General features: G+C 46.1%; 2 protein-coding genes and 1 pseudogene. All 3 read right to left on the reverse strand.

What is annotated here, in order from left to right:
• Positions 1-7: 7 nt before the first annotated feature.
• Positions 8-1,321 (reverse strand): HAMP domain-containing sensor histidine kinase, encoded by a 1,314-nt coding sequence (locus QUB33_RS29180; protein WP_333358076.1) that lies wholly within the window; start codon positions 1,319-1,321, stop codon positions 8-10.
• Between the two features lie 9 nt (positions 1,322-1,330).
• Positions 1,331-1,465 (reverse strand): annotated as a pseudogene (locus QUB33_RS29185) (winged helix-turn-helix domain-containing protein); the annotation flags it as partial.
• Between the two features lie 99 nt (positions 1,466-1,564).
• On the reverse strand, positions 1,565-2,410 hold the full coding sequence (locus QUB33_RS29190) for a reverse transcriptase domain-containing protein (RefSeq protein WP_333358079.1): 846 nt from the start codon (positions 2,408-2,410) through the stop codon (positions 1,565-1,567).
• Between the last annotated feature and the right edge of the window lie 65 nt (positions 2,411-2,475).

Consider the following 2,475-nt stretch of genomic DNA (forward strand, 5'->3'; position numbering starts at 1 on the left):
GTTAAATTTAGCAGTTCCAAAAAGCCAAACCTCGACTATAACATAAAAGTAATTCTGCAAGAGGTCTAATCTGAAACGTTGAGCCGAGGCCCACTTCACTCGTCACATGAATTTTTCCACCATGGGCCTGGACAATCTGTTGGAAGATCGCTAACCCCAGCCCAAAGCCTCCACTTTCCTGCGATCGCTCGGTGTCTACTCGATAGAAGCGATCGAAAATATAGGGTAAGTCCGCTTCTGGAATACCGATTCCCGTATCGACAATCTGAATGACCGCCAAATTGGAATGAAGAAATAGGCGTATCTTTACAGTTCCGCCAACGGGAGTATATTTACAGGCGTTGTAAAGCAAGTTTTCGACTACTTGCCGCAGCAAATCAGGATCGGCTAATAATTCAATCGGTTGTTCCGGTGATTCGCAGGTGAGTTTGATATTTTGGGCTTCTGCAACTGCGAGAAACTGGGTTGCTAAATTGCTGAGGAGCTCGTTGAGATTGATTAACTTGAGCGATTCCGGCGCAAGTCGCCCCTGATGACGAGCTAACAGCAGTAAATTATTCACGAGGGCTCCCATTGATTTTGCGCTATCTACAATGTTTTCTAAGGGAGGATGGTAAGGTGAATCATCACCCGCGATGAGCAACCCAAGCTGGGCATTAGTGAGAATGGCAGACAGGGGCGATCGCAACTCGTGAGAGGCATCGGCTGTAAAGCGCTGAAGCTGCTGATAGGCTTGCCGAATCGGTTGCATGGCCAGCCCGCTGAGAAACCAACCTGTGAGGGCAATTAAGCCCAGTGTCAGCGGGACAGCGAGAGTTAGCACGATCTGAAGCTGAGTGAGCCTGTTTTGAGTTTCTGTCAGGGGAGTTGCAACCTGAAGATAACCGAGTACCCCTGTTCTACCTTCAACGGGCAATGTCACCTGACGCAGCCAGATTCCTTTTCCCAAAAGTGGATCGGTCGATCGAACTGTGAGATAACCAAAGGGCGTATTTAACCGATCGGGAGGAGAATTCCCAAAAAAACGAACTAGCCGCCCTTGTGCGTTATACCAGCGCACGTAAATCAGATCTTCAGCAAGGGGATGGGAACCACTACCTAACAAGGAAACATGATTCAGATCGACCTGGTTCTGGTTTTGGCGAACTTCATAATGCACGCTGGCAGCCATGACTCGAGTTTTGTCATACAGCAGTCGATCGAGCGCCTCTAGTTTATCTTTCACCTCAATCTGATAGATCGCCCCAGCAAACAGCACGAGAATGCTTCCCATTGAGAGGGTAAACCAACGAGCCAGATTGCGACGACTTTGATTGAACACGGCTTGCGTTTACGATCGTTGCTTTTCGGGGGAAGCGAGGCGATAACCCATGCCGTAAATGCTCTCGATCCAGTCTGCCGATCCTACAGCCTGCAAGCGTTGGCGGAGTTTGCGAACTAGAACAGTAATCGCATTGCTCTCTGGTTCAGTCCCCCATGGTTGAGTCGATGTGGGGTATTATCCCCAGCACCTCTCAGTTAGAACTGGACGTGCCCGTTTCCGTGCATCCAGCTCCCGATATTCTTAGGGAGTGACCCTTTTGCTCATGTGTGAGTAGTCATGACAGGATTCGTGGATTGCTAGAAGATTTTTAGGTTTCCAGTTATCATGATTCTCGTCGATGTGATGTAGATTTACTCGCTCGTCGCTCATAAATTTCATCCCACAATGACCGCATGAATGGTTTTGCTTTTTAAGGGCTTTAGAGGTCAAATCATCGTATAACTTACTATTGCGTTCGCTCCAATAAGTTAAATCTCCGTCATAGGGCGATTTATCCCCTTTGACGGAGATGTGTTTGTTTTCGGAGTAAGGAACCGTTGGAAATGCCTTCTTAACAAGCTTAACGCTTGATTCTCTGGTATTTTTGGATTCCTTGTTAAATACCGTGTATGTTCTGTGATTTAAGAACCAAAGTGAAAACCTTGCTCCTGACATATCACAGAACCTATGGTAATTTCTCCATCCTCTAACTATTGGTGCTAGCTTTTCGGCTTTTACCTTAGAACCATAATTCGAGCAATTAACGATGTTCTTTACCTTCAAACGGAACTTTTTAAAATTATCCACTGAGGGGTAGCTTTTAAATCTTCCGTCGCTTAACACTTTGAAGTGCCAGCCGAGAAAGTCGAATCCATCTGTCGTAGCGGTAATCTTGGTCTTCTTAGCACTTACCATCATTCCTCTTGCTGCTAAAAAATTATCAATTTCGGCAAGTATTTTGACTGCATCGTCTTGAGGTCTAAGCATTATCACCATATCATCCGCATAACGGATTGATGTTTCGACAATGTTTGACGCTGGGGTTTTGCCAGTTATTCTAAATCCATCCTTATGGTATCTGTGAATACTTTCAATGTAAGGATTCAGGTCTGAAAAAGGGGAATGAGCTCAGGCCGAGCCAAGTCACAAGAATGGGCAGAAATAGCCTCACG

The sequence above is a fragment of the Microcoleus sp. B3-A4 genome, from assembly GCF_036705385.1.
Lineage (GTDB): Bacteria > Cyanobacteriota > Cyanobacteriia > Cyanobacteriales > Microcoleaceae > Microcoleus.